The following is a 15,649-nucleotide window of genomic DNA, read 5'->3' on the forward strand; positions in this document are numbered from 1 at the left end:
GAGTTTAACGTACTTTTTTCGATCACCGAGGCAAGCCTATGGCTTGCCTCGCAGTAGTTGAAAAATAACGATGCGATCCATATGTGTTATTTTTATAATTTTATGAATTTTATTTACACAATCTTCATAAGTTCACGGATATCAAACTTTTTGCGGTGATGAAAAGGACACAGCGATAAAAACGTATTGGATAAATATAGAAATAATCGATGCAAATATTGGAGCGATCATGCTAGTCCTCTATCACAACTCCACAGGTGCATATCGTCCCTCCACATTTTCTCCATATTTTTTCTGCTATAATGAAGAAAAACGCCAGTAAGGGAAGGAATTGTTTGTGCGAAAGCTTTCATTTAAGTTAGGGCTATTATTTTTTGTCTTTGTGTTAGGGATTGAAACAGTTTTATTTGTGGCTTTATATGTGACGCTTGTTCATGCGAAGGTTGATGAAGAATTTGAACAATTACTAGCAAGAGGCAACAATCATCGGGCCGTGTTAGAAAGTCATTACGATGAAGTCACGTTAGAACATGTCGTCATGATGGAGTCGGAAGCGGAGACGGATGTCGTCATTACAGATGAGAAAGGAGACATTTTATATTTTTCTGATCACATTTTGCCGTTTGCCAAAAAAATCATTCCTCATGCCGATGCTCGCCACATTCCTCACAGTGGGATGGTTGTGCAAAACAACTGGAAAAACGAATCGTATATTGCCACCGCTAGCCCGATTCGGATGGACGGCAAGACAAAAGGATATGTATATATGTTTCAGCGGACGGCTTCTATTCAAAATATGATTGCCAAATTAAAACATCATTTTCTCGTTGTCGGCATTGTTTCTGTCTTTTTGACGATTTTGACGATGTTTTTCTTATCAAGAGTCATTACGATTCCGCTTATTCGCATGAAACAAGCGACCGAAAAACTGAGCAAGGGAGATTTTTCTGTCCGCCTGCAAGTGAAAGGGGAGGACGAGCTAGCGCAACTCGGAAAAGCGATCCAAACACTTGCGACCGACTTAGAATATTTGAAAAAAGAACGAAACGAATTTTTAGCGAGCATTTCGCATGAACTGCGCACCCCGCTCACATATGTGAAAGGATATGCGGACGTTGCGCGCAGACCGAATATTGCTGAGGAAGAACGAGCGAAATATTTATCCATTATTTATGAAGAAGCAGAGCATATGCAAAAGCTAGTGAAAGATTTGTTTGAGCTTGCGAAAATGGATCAACATTCGTTTCAAATTAAGAAAGAGCCAACTTCACTATGCCTTTTTTTGAAAAAAATATACGAAAAAATGTATCCTGCATTTCACACGAAAAATATGTCGCTTGTCTACCGCTGTGAGGAAAACGTTACCGTCCATATCGATCAACAGCGGTTTGAACAAGTGATGATGAATCTTTTAGACAATGCGTTAAAATATTCTCGCCAAGGTTCTACAGTTTCTATTGACGTGAAAACAGAGAAAAAGAACGTGATCCTCATTATTTCTGATGAAGGAATCGGCATCCCTAAAAAAGATTTGCCACACATTTTTGAACGGTTTTATCGAGTCGATAAATCACGGTCGCGAACAGGCGGGGGCACAGGGTTAGGTCTGGCGATTGCCAAAGAAATTGTCGAAGCGCATGGCGGTTCGATTCATGCGACAAGCGAATTCGGAAAGGGGACAAGCATCATCATTACGTTAGCGAGGGGGGAATGAAGGTGTATACCGTTTTACTAGTGGATGATGAAAAACGAATGTTGGATTTATTAGAGCTGTATTTAATCCCAAACGGGTATCGTTGTGTGAAATGCGAGTCAGGAGAGTCCGCTGTTCGCTATTTAGAAAATGACGAAGTAGACATCGTGTTGCTTGATGTGATGATGCCAGAGATGGACGGATGGGAGACGTGCAAACAAATCCGTAAATTTTCAAACGTCCCGATTATTATGGTTACCGCAAGAGATGCGACGACAGATGTTGTCCAAGGACTAAAAATCGGCGCGGACGACTATATTACAAAACCGTTTGACGAATCGGAATTGCTTGCGAGAATGGAGGCGGTATTGCGTCGTTCTGTAGGCAAACAAACGAAACTTGAGTTTCACGGCTTAGTTTGGGATGAGGCGCAACATAAAGCCCAATATGCCGGGCACGATATTTTTCTCACGCCAAAAGAGTTTGCCATGCTAGGGCTTTTTCTCAAAAACCCAAACCGCGTATTTAGCCGCGAACAGCTGATCGTGACATTATGGGGGTATAACACCAATACAGAAGAACGGACAATTGATTCGCATGTGAAAAATATTCGCGAAAAGCTCCGTCAAGCTGGTTTTCCGATTGATGAATTTTTGCAAACGGTTTGGGGAGTCGGATATAAATGGAAGAGCAAGTAATTGCTTTATTTCATACGTACCCATCGATCGCTTTTCTTCTCAGCATTGGGATTAATATTGTGATTAGTATTTTAGGCGTTGTCCCGAGCGTCTTTCTTACGGCGGCTAACTTGGCGGTATTCGGTTTTTGGCAAGGCACGTTTTTATCATTTATCGGAGAAGCAGTTGGTGCGATTGTGTCATTCTTGTTATATCGAAAAGGATTTCGCGAACTTTCGGAAACGAAATGGTTTTCCTATCAGAAAGTGAAACGTTTGCTTGAGGCAGAAGGGGTAGAAGCCTTTTCGCTTGTTTTGTCTTTGCGTCTTCTTCCTTTTGTTCCGTCGGGGCTTGTGACGTTTGTGGCAGCGATTGGACGCATGTCACTCCTTCTTTTTCTGGTCGCCAGCTCGCTCGGAAAGCTGCCAGCATTGCTGTTAGAAGCATATTCGGTGTATCAAGTGATGAACTGGACATGGCAAGGGAAAGTGATACTGACGCTTGTATCTGCTTTTTTATTGATGTTTACTTGGAAGAAAATCACTCAAAAAAAGGCTTAAATGAGCTTCACACATTAGGAGAGATTTCTTTGGAAGAGTTTGAACAGCTAGCGAAAAAATGTGAGTAAATGATGAAAAGATGGTTGATAAGGATGATGTCAACCATCTCTTTTGTTGCTTCATATACCCATTACCGGTATAATGTAACCAGAGAGGTGATATTTGATGAACCATTGTGAAGATCACAATATGGATAAAAAAATGGTCCCGCGCACGGAAGAAGAAATTGAAAAAATTGTGAATCGCTTAAAACGGATTGAAGGCCAAGTGCGCGGGGTGCAAAAGATGGTCGAAGACAATCGGTATTGCATCGATATTTTAGTGCAAATTTCTGCAATCACGGCAGCGTTAAATAAAGTAGGATTGAACTTGTTAGAACGCCATGTCAACCATTGTGTGTCGAAAGCGATCCGCGAAGGAAGCGGTGAAGCATCCATTCGCGAATTAATGGATGTCATTAAGCAATTTGTAAAGTAAGGGAGGGAAAAGGTGGATGAGTGAACAAAGAACGGTGACACTAAAAGTGACCGGCATGACATGTGCTGCTTGTTCTGCCCGCATTGAAAAAGTGTTGAATAAAATGGACGGTGTTGAAGCGGCTGTCAATTTAGCGATGGAAAAAGCGACCGTTCAATACGACCCGAATAAATATACCATTGCAGACATTGAAGCAAAAATTGAAAAGTTAGGATATGGCGTTGCGAAAGAAAAGGTGACGCTTGATATTGAAGGCATGACATGCGCAGCATGTGCGACCCGGATTGAAAAAGGGTTACATCGGATGGAGGGCGTGACAAACGCGACGGTAAACTTGGCGACAAACAGTGCGGTTGTCGAATACAAGGAAGGCGTTACATCTGTCGAAGACATTTTAGAGAAAATCAAAAAGCTCGGGTACAAAGGGCAAATTCGCACCGAGGAACAAGACGATGCTGGCCGGAAAGAAGAGCGGCTTAAACAAAAACAACGGCAACTCGCTATTTCGATCATCTTATCACTGCCTTTGCTTTATACGATGGTTGCCCATATGCCGTTTCATATCGGCTTGCCGATGCCAAACCTGTTAATGAATCCGTGGTTCCAGCTTCTTTTAGCGACACCCGTTCAGTTTTACATCGGCGGTCCTTTCTATGTCGGGGCATACCGGGCGTTACGAAACAAGAGCGCGAACATGGACGTCCTCGTGGCGCTTGGAACATCAGCCGCATACTTTTACAGCTTGTACGAAGCTTTTCGGACGCTTGGGAATCCTGCATATATGCCAAGATTGTATTTTGAAACGAGCGCTGTCTTGATTACGCTTGTGCTTGTCGGCAAATATTTTGAAGCGCTTGCGAAAGGGCGCACGACAGAAGCGATCTCTAAGTTGTTAAGCCTGCAGGCAAAAGAAGCGACTGTCATTCGACATGGGGAAGAAATAAAAGTTCCGCTCGAAGAAGTGGTGATCGGCGATACAATCGTTGTCAAACCAGGAGAAAAAATTCCGGTAGACGGTACGGTCATTGCTGGATCTTCTTCTGTTGACGAATCGATGATTACCGGTGAATCGATTCCGGTTGATAAAAAGGAAGGCGACTTTGTCATCGGGGCAACCATTAATACAAATGGGGTGCTGACTATTCGTGCAGAAAAAGTTGGGAAAGATACTGCACTTGCCAATATCATTAAAATCGTCGAAGAGGCGCAAGGGTCGAAAGCGTCGATTCAGCGAATGGCGGATACAATTTCCGGTATTTTCGTCCCAATCGTTGTCGGAATTGCTCTGTTGTCTTTTATCGTTTGGTATTTCTTTGTGGCGCCAAACGATTTACCAAAAGCGCTCGAAGTCGCTATTGCCGTTCTTGTCATTGCGTGTCCGTGTGCGCTTGGCCTTGCCACGCCAACGTCGATTATGGTTGGAACAGGAAAAGGAGCAGAACATGGCATTCTTTTTAAAGGAGGTGAGTACCTAGAAGGAACGCATAAAATCCATGCGGTCTTACTCGATAAAACAGGAACAGTGACAAAAGGAAAACCAGAAGTGACAGATGTGTTGTCATTCCAAGAACATATGCTTGACTATGCCGTTTCGGCCGAGAGCGCTTCAGAACATCCGCTAGCGCAAGCGATTGTGGCGTACGGAAAAGCAAACGGAATTGTCGCGCAACCGTTGACGCATTTTTCTGCGCTCGTTGGACATGGAATTGAAGCAACGGTGAACGGAAAACACGTGCTCATCGGTACGCGCAAGTTAATGAACGAACGTGCGGTCGCTATTGCTGAACATGAGGAACAAATGAAAAAGCTTGAAAGCGAAGGAAAAACGGTCATGCTCGTTGCCATTGACGGACAGCTTGCCGGGATGATTGCCGTTGCAGACACGATCAAGGAAACGTCGAAACAAGCCATTGCGAGATTAAAACAAATGGGAATCGACGTGTATATGGTAACGGGAGACAATAAACGAACAGCCGAAGCAATTGCGAAACAAGTCGGCATTGAACACGTATACTCGGAAGTGCTGCCAGAAGATAAAGCGAACATCGTTGAGGATTTGCAAAAACAAGGAAAACGCGTCGCAATGGTCGGCGACGGCATTAATGACGCGCCAGCTCTGGCGAAAGCGGATATTGGGATGGCGATTGGCACTGGCGCAGATGTCGCGATCGAAACAGCGGACGTGACGCTTGTTGGCGGCGACTTGTTGCACATTCCAAAAGCGATTGAACTGAGCCGACAAACGATGCGCAACATTCGGCAAAACTTGTTTTGGGCATTATTTTATAATAGCGTTGGTATTCCAGTCGCTGCCGCTGGGCTATTACAACCGTGGATTGCTGGGGCAGCGATGGCATTTAGCTCTGTATCTGTTGTGACAAACGCGCTTCGTTTGAAGCGTGTGAAAATATAAACTAGGGAGGAATAGATGATGACGATTACATTACAAGTACAAGGAATGACATGCGGACATTGCAAAGCGGCGGTGACAAGCGCCCTTGAACAATTAGATGGTGTCAGCCGCGTCGAAGTGCATTTGCAAGAAGGTACGGTCGATGTAGATTACGATGAAACAAAAGTAAGTGTAGAAAAGCTGAAAGAAGCGATTGAAGAGCAAGGATATGATGTGAAATAAGGAAGAGAAAGGGTGTCCACACAAGGACACCCTCTTTCTTACTCCCCTTTATTCGTTGTATCGTTCGGATCTGGCGTATAGCTTGATTTGTAGTCTTTGTATTTTAGTTCTGTCACCATTCCTGCGGAAGCGTGATGCAGGTCATGGCAATGGAACATCCAATTTCCCGGATTGTCTGCTTGAAACGCAACGACATATTCTTCTCCAGGGTTTATATTCAACGAATCTTTGATTAATGGAGAGCCTGTGACTGGCTTCCCGTTTTTGCTTAATATTTGGAAGAAATGGCCGTGTAAATGCATCGGATGGACGTCCATTGGCGAGCTGTTCACTAGTTTTACTTTGACAATATCGCCTTTTTTCACGTTGATTGGCGCTGTGTTAGGATACGTTTTTCCGTTGATCGTGAACACCATCCCGTTTTTGTCCATAGCTGTTCCTAAATCCATTGTGTACTCTACATCGTACGTTTGGTCTAGCGTAAATGGCCCTGTTTTGTATTTTCCGTACGTTGTGATATCGACAACAGGAAGCGTTTCTTTAGCATTTGTTTTGTCCGCCTTGTTTGTTTGGCCTTCGTATTGAATGTTTACTTTCATGCCATCAGTACCTTTCATATCTTCATGGCATTCTAATAACCATTCTCCTGGATTATCGGCGATAAACTCAATATCGTAACGCTCACCCGGAGCGATATTCAACAGTTCATCTTTGATTAGTTGCGGATCATTTAATGGCTGTCCGTCTGTTGCGACAATTTTAAATGAATGTCCATGCAAATGGAGTTTATGAGACATGTACCCTGCGTTGATGAGGCGAAGCCGCACTTTTTCGCCTTTTTTCACTTTCAGTGGTTCAATCGCTTGGCCGCTTTTTCCGTTAATCGTGAAAATATCGTACATACTCATATCATGCATCATCGAGCTATTGCCGTGATGCATATTTGTATGATTGGCTTGTTCAGTCGTTGATGCTTGTTGTTGGCTCATCCATTCATCTAATACGAGCGTGTAATCTCGATCGACTTGTTCTCCTTCTTTTGGTTCAACGATCAATGTACCGTATAATCCTTTGTCCACTTGCTCGGCACTTTTTTGATGCGAATGGTACCAGTACGTTCCAGGTACAGTCGCTGTAAATTCGTACGTAAACGTTTCCCTTGGTTTAATGGCATCCATTGTCACCCCAGGTACACCATCTTGATCATTAGGGACAGGATAGCCGTGCCAATGAATGGCGGTCGGTTCAGGCAATTCATTTTTAAAAACAATTTTTACTCGCTCTCCTTGCTTTACGCGAATTTGCGCGCCTGGTACCGATCCATTATACGTGTATACCGGGAGCTGGACTTGATCGTTGATTTGCAATAATGTTTCCTTCGCAGTCAGGTGAATCTCTTTTCCGGATAGCGCCTCTGTATCATTTGCCAAAGGCAAATTCTCTTTATTGGAAGTTGTTTCTTTTTTCGTATGCATGTTGGACATATCGTGTCCTTGCATCGAATTAGAGCAAGCTGCACTCAGCGCAATGACTCCTACCAATACGGTTCCTAACCATAATTTCTTCATCGCTTTTCCTCCATAAACTTGTATCGTAACATCATCATAAAAAAGAAATGTGCAAAATGTATGGAGAAAAGCTTATAAAGACAGTGGTCAAAATTTATGGTATAGTCTTTTGTGTGAATGAGAGTTTTTGTTCATCATTTCTCCACATTTTATTGTTTAAATAAAATAACAAAAACGAAACAGCAAGTTCAATCATTCTCATGTGCAAAATGACGACTAGATGGAGGAAACTGTAGGATGTGTGGTTTTGTTGGCTATATTTCTGATGTCCCGAAAGAGATAAATAGTAACTGGAAAGAAACGTTCCAAAACATGAACGATCTGATCACTCATCGTGGTCCTGATGATCATGGCTATTTTTTTGATGAATACGTCAGTTTTGGGTTTCGGCGGTTAAGCATTATTGATCTTGAAAATGGACATCAGCCCCTATGTTATGAAAATCAGAGATATTGGATTATATTTAACGGGGAAATTTACAACTACGTCGAGTTGCGTGACGAATTAATCAAGAACGGGTGTTCGTTTTCTACCCATTCTGATACAGAAGTGATCGTTGCTTTATATAGTATTGAAAAAGAAAACGTAGTAAATAAACTTCGTGGCATGTTTGCATTTGTTATTTGGGATAAACAAGAAAAAGAAATTTTCGCAGCACGTGACCCGTTCGGGATTAAACCGTTTTTTTATGTAGAAAAAGAAGATCATCTATTTGTCGCTTCCGAAAAGAAAAGTATCTTATATGCTCTTGAACACGACGAACTAAATCATGAAGCTTTGCAACATTATTTAACTTTTCAATATGTTCCAGAGCCATTGACGATGTCCGTTCATATTCGCAAGCTAGAGCCTGGACATTATATGAAGAAAAAACTAGGAGAGAAATTAAATATCCAGCGCTATTGGAAAGCTACATTTCATCCGACGAATCAATCGGAAAGTGAACTTGTCAAAGAAATTCGACAAGCGTTGTTTGATTCGGTAAGTATTCATATGCGTAGCGATGTTCCGGTCGGCTCATTTTTGTCAGGAGGAATTGATTCTTCCCTCATTGTAGCTATTGCGAAACAATTTCATCCGCATATCAAAACATTTTCAGTCGGATTTGCGAGAGAAGGATTTAACGAAATTGATGTAGCAAAAGAAACGGCAGAAAAGTTAGGGGTTGAAAATATTAGTTACGTCATTTCTCCGGACGAATATGTGAAGGAATTGCCGAAAATTATATGGCACATGGACGATCCATTAGCAGATCCGGCAGCTGTCCCTCTTTATTTCGTAGCAAGAGAAGCGAGGAAATATGTAACCGTTGTTCTTTCAGGTGAAGGAGCGGATGAGTTGTTTGGTGGATATAACATTTATCACGAACCAAAATCTTTACAAATATTTGAGCGAATGCCGAATTTTATGCGATATATTTTAGCTATGATTGCAAAAGTATTGCCTGAAGGAGTAAAGGGAAAAAGTTTTATTGAACGCGGGATTACCCCAATTGAAAAACGTTATATCGGCAATGCGAAAATGTATAGTGAACAGGAAAAAAGCAAGTTGTTGAAAATGTATAATCAACATGTATCATACACAAACATTACCGCGCCGTTTTACCACGAAACAGAAGGATATCCTCCGATCAACCGGATGCAATATATTGATATTTACACATGGTTGCGAGGCGATATTTTATTGAAGGCGGATAAAATGACGATGGCACATTCTTTGGAATTACGCGTTCCTTTCCTCGATAAAAAAGTATTTGAAGTCGCTGCAAAAATTGCTCCGGAAATGAAAGTCAAAAATAAGACGACAAAGTATATTTTGCGGAAAGCAGCAGAAGGGATTGTTCCGGATCATGTTTTACATCGCAAAAAGCTAGGTTTTCCTGTTCCTATTCGTCACTGGTTAAAAGATGACATATATGACTGGGCGAAACGTACGATAAAAGAAAGTGAAACAGATCATCTATTCCATAAAGATGTATTGTATCGTCTCCTGGAGGAACATTGTCAAAACAAAGCGGATCATAGCCGAAAAATATGGACAGTACTTACTTTCATGGTTTGGCATCAAGTGTATGTCGAGAAAAAATATCACTTTATGAACGAGGAAGAAAAAATAAAACTGTTCGTGTAAATGATTTATGTTCGGGGCTCCTGTTTTAGCTAGGAGCTCTTTTTTAAAATCTTCATTGTTTATTGCGCTCTATGCATACAATAATATAAGAAAAGGGGGGAATATGAAAATGAAAAAATGGATCGTTATGTTGATGAGTTTTCTTCTTTCTGCTTGCAGTGTATCGAAAGCAGAGAAACAATATGCGTATAAAGAAGGAGAGCCTATCGCATACGAAGTAGTTACAGCCGAACAACTTCCACAGCATGTGAAAGCGTTGTATGAAAAACAGCATAAACAATTTCAAACGTATGCCGTTCAACAAGAAGGTGTGACGTATGTTGTTATTCATCTTGGTGAAAGAAGGACAGGCGGATATGGGATTGAAGTCATCGATGTGCGATACGAAAAAGGGAAGGCGATCGTCTCGTATAAAGAGCGAAAACCAGCGCCAAATGCTATTGTTACGCAAGCGTTAACATATCCGAAAGTGGCTATAAAAATAAAAACAACGATCCCAGTAGAAATAAACAGCAAATAGCTCTATGTGTTGTGCATAGAGCTATTTGCTTGCTGAAATGCCATCCGCCACAATCCATCCTGATAATGCACAGCCGAGTGAGCCTGCGCCAGGAAATACCGTGTCCCCGCAAAGCCACAATCCTTCGACATTTGTTTGTGGTGAATACGTAGACAATAAACTGAAAACACCGTTTGGAATATATCCTCCTACCTTTCCGAACGCCCGATGAGTAAAACGAGAAAATGTCACAGGTGTGCCGACTAATTGAACATGTATATTCGTTAATGGGAATGTTTTGTTGACACGTTGCAATATTTGTTCTGTAAGCATCTTTTTCTGTTCATCATACGCATGACGATCCCACCAATGAAGTGGTTCGGTATGGGTCGAAATCGTTATGGAACGTTTTCCTACAGGCGCCATTTGCCGATCGAACGGTGCGGAAGCGGACAATAAAAATTGATTTCCTTCACTCATCGGCTTTGTTTGATCAACAATAAATTGATGGTATAAACGATCTGATGGTAAATTGTCATCAATGCCAAGATAAATTGTAAATGCTCCCCAAGCTGGGCGCTTTTTTTCCTTTTCTTCACGAATCGAAAATATGCGTTTTATTGAATCGTCTAAAATGGAGAAAATACTATGCAGAGAGCCATTAAATACAACGTGTTTCGCTTCATATGTTTGTTTTCGATTCGTCGTCACAAGCCAATGACGTTGTTTACGAATGGATACGACTTTTTCACGCATCCGTTGTTCTCCGCCAAGCTGTTTGTAACGTTCCGCAAGCGCATGAACAACGTGTGCAAGCCCTCCCTCAACGTAAAACGCTCCGCGATGAAATATGCTTAAGGCGACGGCGCCAAGCAAAGCGGGACAACGCTCAATCGTTGTTTGCACACTGTCAACGAGTTGGCCGTTTAAAAAAGCGATGAACGTTTCATCACGAATGCCGTAACGTTGGAGTCGTTTCGCAATCGATTGAAACAAAAATGGTGTTGCGCTTATTAGCTTGCGATCTGCTTTTTGCATCGCTTGAAATAACTGTTTGATCGTTTTGGGAGGAACGATCGGTCGTTTATATACAAACGAAAGCATCGCATCCGCCAGAGAAAACATTTCTTCAAAAAAGCGAACAATGGCTGCGCTATCTTTTGGAAACTGTCGGGCAATTTCGTCAAACCAACGTTCTTTTTGTTGGTAATATCGAATCGTTCGTTCCGAAAAATGTACGTCCATGATCGTATCCAATAAATGAACAGGAGGTGGAGATATGTCGAGTTCATGAAATAGTTGTGAAAATACGCCGCCTTCTTCAAATCCCATCCCAAGTGTAGCGCCTGCTTGAAAACGAAACGACTGTCGCTCGAACTTTCCTGCACATCCACCGAGTTCGCTGGCAGCTTCGATCGAGAGTGTGCGATATCCTTTTTTCGCAAGCAGCGCACTTGCGGTCATCCCTCCGAATCCTGTTCCAACAACAATGACATCGTACAATATGTTCACCTTCTTTTTTCTTTTTATTATACAATTATTAAACAAATATTGTACAATAAAAACACGTAACATATGAAAGGGTGGGATATATGCAGACAGCTGTTGTTTGGTTTCGCCGAGATTTTCGATTACACGATCATACAGCGCTCGTTCATGCGCTTCGTTGGGCGAAAGAAAGAGAAGGAAAGCTTCTTTTTTTCTTCCATTTTGATCCTTATTTCGCGAAAGAGCGAACGTATCATCATGAATATTTTTTTCAAACAGTTGAGCGGTTTCGCCAGTCATTATGTGAATACGGCATTCACATGCATGTATTGTACGGGGATACGGATCAAGTGTTTACTCGCCTCATTTATCATACAAATATGCGTGCGATTTTTTTTAATAAAGACGAAGTTGGACGCGGAAAAGAGCGGGATGGTGATGTTCAGGCGTTGTTACAAAGGCATGGGGTGGAAGTGTATACATATGATGATGCGCATATGCATGGGGCATTTGAAGTACGAAAAGCAGATGGAACGCCTTATAAAGTATATACACCATATTACCGCGCATGGCGAAAACGTCCGAAACGTTTTCCACTTTCAGTAGACATCGATTTGTTACGTGCTCATATGTTACATATCACGCCGCTCTCCGAACAAGATGAGCGTATGTTTACGATGTGGCTTGCGCAATGTACGAAACGTTGGGAACATACGAGCGAACAAGACGCTTTACATGTTTTACAGCAGTTTATCGATACGGCACTCCCATCTTATCATCGGAAACGAGATATTCCGAGCGTTACAGGGACAAGTCGTTTATCTCCACATATAAAAACCGGGACGATTTCTATTCGCACCGTTTTTCATGCGGTTGCGCAACAATTTGGCAACGGTTATGACGAAGCGGTAGAAACGTATATAAAAGAGCTAGCTTGGCGTGATTTTTATCATATGATTTATGCACATTTTCCGTTTACAAAGACGGAAGCGTTTATTGAAAAGTATCGCCATCTTCCATGGTTGCGTGATCACGAACGTTTTGAAGCGTGGAAAGAAGGAAAAACAGGTTTTCCGTTCGTCGATGCAGGGATGCGCCAGTTGAAAAAGGAAGGATGGATGCACAATCGTCTCCGTATGGTCGTTGCTTCATTTTTAGCAAAAGATTATTTGATCGATTGGCGCATGGGTGAACAATATTTTCAGCACATGTTAATCGATTACGATGAAGCATCAAATATCGGGGGATGGCAATGGGCTGCTTCTGTCGGGACAGATGCTGTACCGTATTTTCGCGTCTTTAACCCGATTGAACAGTCGAAAAAATTTGACCCAGATGGCACGTATATTCGCACATATGTACCAGAACTTTCTTCTCTCCCTTCGGCGCATATTCATGAGCCATGGAAAAGTAACATAAAAGTCGATTACCCTGCGCCGACAGTAGACCATTCATTACAACGCCAACGCGCGATTGCGTTGTTTCAGAAAACGATCCACTTTCAGTAAAGTGGATCGTTTTTTTAAATTTCGAAAAAATATCACATTTATTTCAAAAATATGCGATAAAATTGTGCGCAGAAATGTAGGATGAGAAGTTGTTTTTATTTAGATATATTTACAAATCAAGATTTTTTATATAGAATCATAAATTGATAATAATTATTATTACGATTTATAAAAGGGGGATTTACATGATAAAGTACAAACATTTTTTCATCCTGATACTTAGTGCGTTTCTTCTCGTTGCGTGTTCATCGGCAAAAGAAAATAATCCAAACCAAAAAAATTTAACATTGCTTTTTAATTTTTCAGCTGATACAATTGATCCTCATATTGATCGAACATACACAGCTCTGCGATCTGGTGTTACAGAAACGCTTATTAAAATAAATGAAAATTTAAAACTATCTCCTTGGCTAGCTGAGAGTTGGGAAAGTGAAGATGGACGAATGTGGAAAATACATATTCGCAAAGGTGTAAAATTTCATAACGGTAAGCTAGTAGATGCAGAAGCTGTTAAAAATTCTTTACAGCGTGCAATGGATGAAAACCCTGCAATAAAAGCCGCGTTAAAAATAAAAAAAATGGAGGCAAAAGAACAGATATTATTCATCGAAACAGAGGATATTTTTCCGTCGTTCCCATCAGAGCTAGTTCATCCAAATACAGCAATTATTGATGTAAATGAAAAAGATATAGATAAAAAACCAATAGGGACAGGTCCATTTCAAATTTCTTCGTTTACATCAGGCGTATCTTTACAAGTTAAAAGATTTGAAGATTATTGGGATGGAAAAGCGCGTCTTGCTCAAGCAACGTTTGCTTTTAATGAAGATGCAAATGCAAGATATTTAGCAATTAAATCGGGCGATGCAGACATTATTTTTAGACCACCAATCGAAAGCATGGAAGAGTTAAAAAAAGATAAAAATATTCGTGTACAAGCTGTTCCTAGTTTGCGTGTCCATCAGCTGACGATGAATATGCGTAGTCCATTTATGAGTGACATTTATATGAGAAAAGCCATTGATTCTCTACTTGATCGTAAAGAAGTTGTTGAACATGTTTTAAATGGTCAAGGAAGCGTTGCTAGCGGACCTTTCTTATCAGATTTTCCATTTTCTTTTTCCTATGAAAAAGAAATTACAACAGGAATCAATGCTGCAAGACAGTATTTGGAACAAGGTGGCTATGTGTTTGAGAATGGGAAATTAAAAAAGAATGGAAATTACGTGCAACTGAAAATGCTGACATATAGTGCGAGACCTGAACTTCCAATTATTGCACAATTGTTACAGGCACGTGCGAAAGAACTTGGAATAGATATATCTATTCAACAAGTTGAGAATATTGATGAATATTTAACAAATATGTCAGACTGGGATATCGCTACGTACAGCAATTTAACGGCACCACGAGGAGATTCAAGCTATTATTTAAATGCAACGTATATGAAGCAAGGGGCTTTAAATTACGGAGGAGTTACACACAAACGATTAACACAAATAATAGATGAGTTAAACAAAACAATGGATGAGAAAAAGAGAAACGAGTTAACGCGAGAAGCACTACAAATTATTCACGATGAAGTGCTCCATTCTTTTGTAGTTTACCCACATATTGTCGTTGCTTATAAAGATTATGTCAAAAATTTAGTCATAGATAAAAGCGAGTACTATATGATTACAAAAGATTTGGATGTGAAGAATGAAGATGAAAAAAATAATGAGTAGACTGTTAGATTTTTTTATATTTTTTATACTTTTATCACTAATTAGGTAACTATTCAGCCACATCATAAAGTGAGCTGAATATTTTTTGCTTTTCCTGTCTATGATGTGAATATTGATAGACAAGGAGGTGAATCACATGTTGACGGTACAACAAGCTGTATTTACAGTTGAGGGCTTAATCGGCAAAGTCCAACAACAAAAACAGCTCATTCATCAACTCATTCAAGAAAATGAACATTTGCGTCAAGAAAACAAACAGCTACGCAAAGAAAATGAACAACTCAAGCATCGCGTTCAAGAGCTGGAAGCACGCACGAAAAAAAACAGCTCCAATAGCCATTTGCCCCCATCTTCTGACCGTTTTGAGAAAAAGCGTTCCTCCCGCGAGCCGTCTGGCAAAAAGCCTGGTGGGCAAGAGGGACATGAGGGGACGACGCTCCGTCAAGTGGAACATCCACATCATCGTGTCGTCCATCGCGTACATACGTGTCAAGGATGTGGGGCTTCTTTGCGTGACGTCAAACCGTTCAAATTCGATGTCCGTCAAGTGTTTGATCTGTCTCCCGTGTCGATTGAAGTGACACAACATGAGCGTGAAGTGAAATCATGTCCGCATTGTCGATGCGTGCAACAAGCGGAGTTTCCACCACATGTCACGAATCATGTGCAATACGGTCCACGTCTTAC

At 41.2% G+C, this 15,649-nt stretch carries 13 protein-coding genes; 11 read left to right on the forward strand and 2 right to left on the reverse strand.

All coding sequences use genetic code 11. The features are described from left to right. Nucleotides 1-337: 337 nt before the first annotated feature. The 6 genes from K1I43_RS06940 to copZ all read left to right on the forward strand — a co-directional run bounded on the left by K1I43_RS06940 (nucleotide 338) and on the right by copZ (nucleotide 6,042). Nucleotides 338-1,714 (forward strand): sensor histidine kinase, encoded by a 1,377-nt coding sequence (locus K1I43_RS06940; protein ID WP_019417826.1) that lies wholly within the window; start codon nucleotides 338-340, stop codon nucleotides 1,712-1,714. A gap of 2 nt (nucleotides 1,715-1,716) precedes the next feature. Next, nucleotides 1,717-2,391: a response regulator transcription factor gene (locus tag K1I43_RS06945; RefSeq protein ID WP_019417825.1), complete on the forward strand. Its 675-nt coding sequence runs from the start codon at nucleotides 1,717-1,719 to the stop codon at nucleotides 2,389-2,391. Next, entirely contained in the window at nucleotides 2,376-2,930 is a 555-nt protein-coding gene (locus tag K1I43_RS06950) for a TVP38/TMEM64 family protein (protein ID WP_019417824.1), read from the forward strand. Before K1I43_RS06945 ends, K1I43_RS06950 begins: the two co-directional genes overlap by 16 nt. A gap of 165 nt (nucleotides 2,931-3,095) precedes the next feature. After that, the gene (locus K1I43_RS06955) at nucleotides 3,096-3,407 is read left to right on the forward strand and encodes a metal-sensing transcriptional repressor (RefSeq protein ID WP_019417823.1); all 312 of its coding nucleotides are present in this window, start codon (nucleotides 3,096-3,098) and stop codon (nucleotides 3,405-3,407) included. Nucleotides 3,408-3,423: 16 nt separating this feature from the next. Further along, on the forward strand, nucleotides 3,424-5,820 hold the full coding sequence (locus K1I43_RS06960; RefSeq protein WP_019417822.1) for a heavy metal translocating P-type ATPase: 2,397 nt from the start codon (nucleotides 3,424-3,426) through the stop codon (nucleotides 5,818-5,820). Nucleotides 5,821-5,838: 18 nt separating this feature from the next. Beyond that, nucleotides 5,839-6,042, forward strand: a complete 204-nt coding sequence (gene copZ, locus K1I43_RS06965; protein ID WP_026011709.1) for a copper chaperone CopZ — start codon at nucleotides 5,839-5,841, stop codon at nucleotides 6,040-6,042. 38 nt (nucleotides 6,043-6,080) lie between these two features. Here the strand turns inward: copZ and K1I43_RS06970 are convergent, their stop codons facing one another. Further along, complete coding sequence (locus K1I43_RS06970) at nucleotides 6,081-7,610, reverse strand: multicopper oxidase family protein (protein ID WP_019417821.1); 1,530 nt, start codon at nucleotides 7,608-7,610, stop codon at nucleotides 6,081-6,083. Nucleotides 7,611-7,847: 237 nt separating this feature from the next. On the opposite strand from K1I43_RS06970, the gene asnB reads away from it, so the two are divergent. Both asnB and K1I43_RS06980 read left to right on the forward strand, forming a co-directional pair. After that, nucleotides 7,848-9,740, forward strand: coding sequence for an asparagine synthase (glutamine-hydrolyzing) (asnB, locus tag K1I43_RS06975; RefSeq protein ID WP_019417820.1), 1,893 nt, complete (start codon nucleotides 7,848-7,850; stop codon nucleotides 9,738-9,740). 109 nt (nucleotides 9,741-9,849) lie between these two features. Next, complete coding sequence (locus K1I43_RS06980) at nucleotides 9,850-10,260, forward strand: protease complex subunit PrcB family protein (protein WP_019417819.1); 411 nt, start codon at nucleotides 9,850-9,852, stop codon at nucleotides 10,258-10,260. A gap of 21 nt (nucleotides 10,261-10,281) precedes the next feature. Here K1I43_RS06980 and K1I43_RS06985 read toward each other — a convergent pair whose 3' ends face one another. Continuing rightward, the gene (locus K1I43_RS06985; RefSeq protein ID WP_026011708.1) at nucleotides 10,282-11,742 is read right to left on the reverse strand and encodes a phytoene desaturase family protein; all 1,461 of its coding nucleotides are present in this window, start codon (nucleotides 11,740-11,742) and stop codon (nucleotides 10,282-10,284) included. 89 nt (nucleotides 11,743-11,831) lie between these two features. On the opposite strand from K1I43_RS06985, the gene K1I43_RS06990 reads away from it, so the two are divergent. The 3 genes from K1I43_RS06990 to K1I43_RS07000 form a co-directional block, all read left to right on the forward strand. Beyond that, on the forward strand, nucleotides 11,832-13,235 hold the full coding sequence (locus K1I43_RS06990; protein WP_026011707.1) for a cryptochrome/photolyase family protein: 1,404 nt from the start codon (nucleotides 11,832-11,834) through the stop codon (nucleotides 13,233-13,235). A 185-nt stretch (nucleotides 13,236-13,420) separates the two neighbouring features. Further along, nucleotides 13,421-14,962 (forward strand): nickel ABC transporter substrate-binding protein, encoded by a 1,542-nt coding sequence (gene nikA, locus K1I43_RS06995; RefSeq protein WP_019417816.1) that lies wholly within the window; start codon nucleotides 13,421-13,423, stop codon nucleotides 14,960-14,962. 136 nt (nucleotides 14,963-15,098) lie between these two features. Continuing rightward, nucleotides 15,099-15,649: DUF6444 domain-containing protein (locus K1I43_RS07000; protein ID WP_220382624.1), on the forward strand; the 551-nt coding region annotated here is incomplete at its 3' end.

It is taken from the genome of Anoxybacillus sp. ST70, from assembly GCF_019553625.1.
Lineage (GTDB): Bacteria > Bacillota > Bacilli > Bacillales > Anoxybacillaceae > Anoxybacillus > Anoxybacillus gonensis.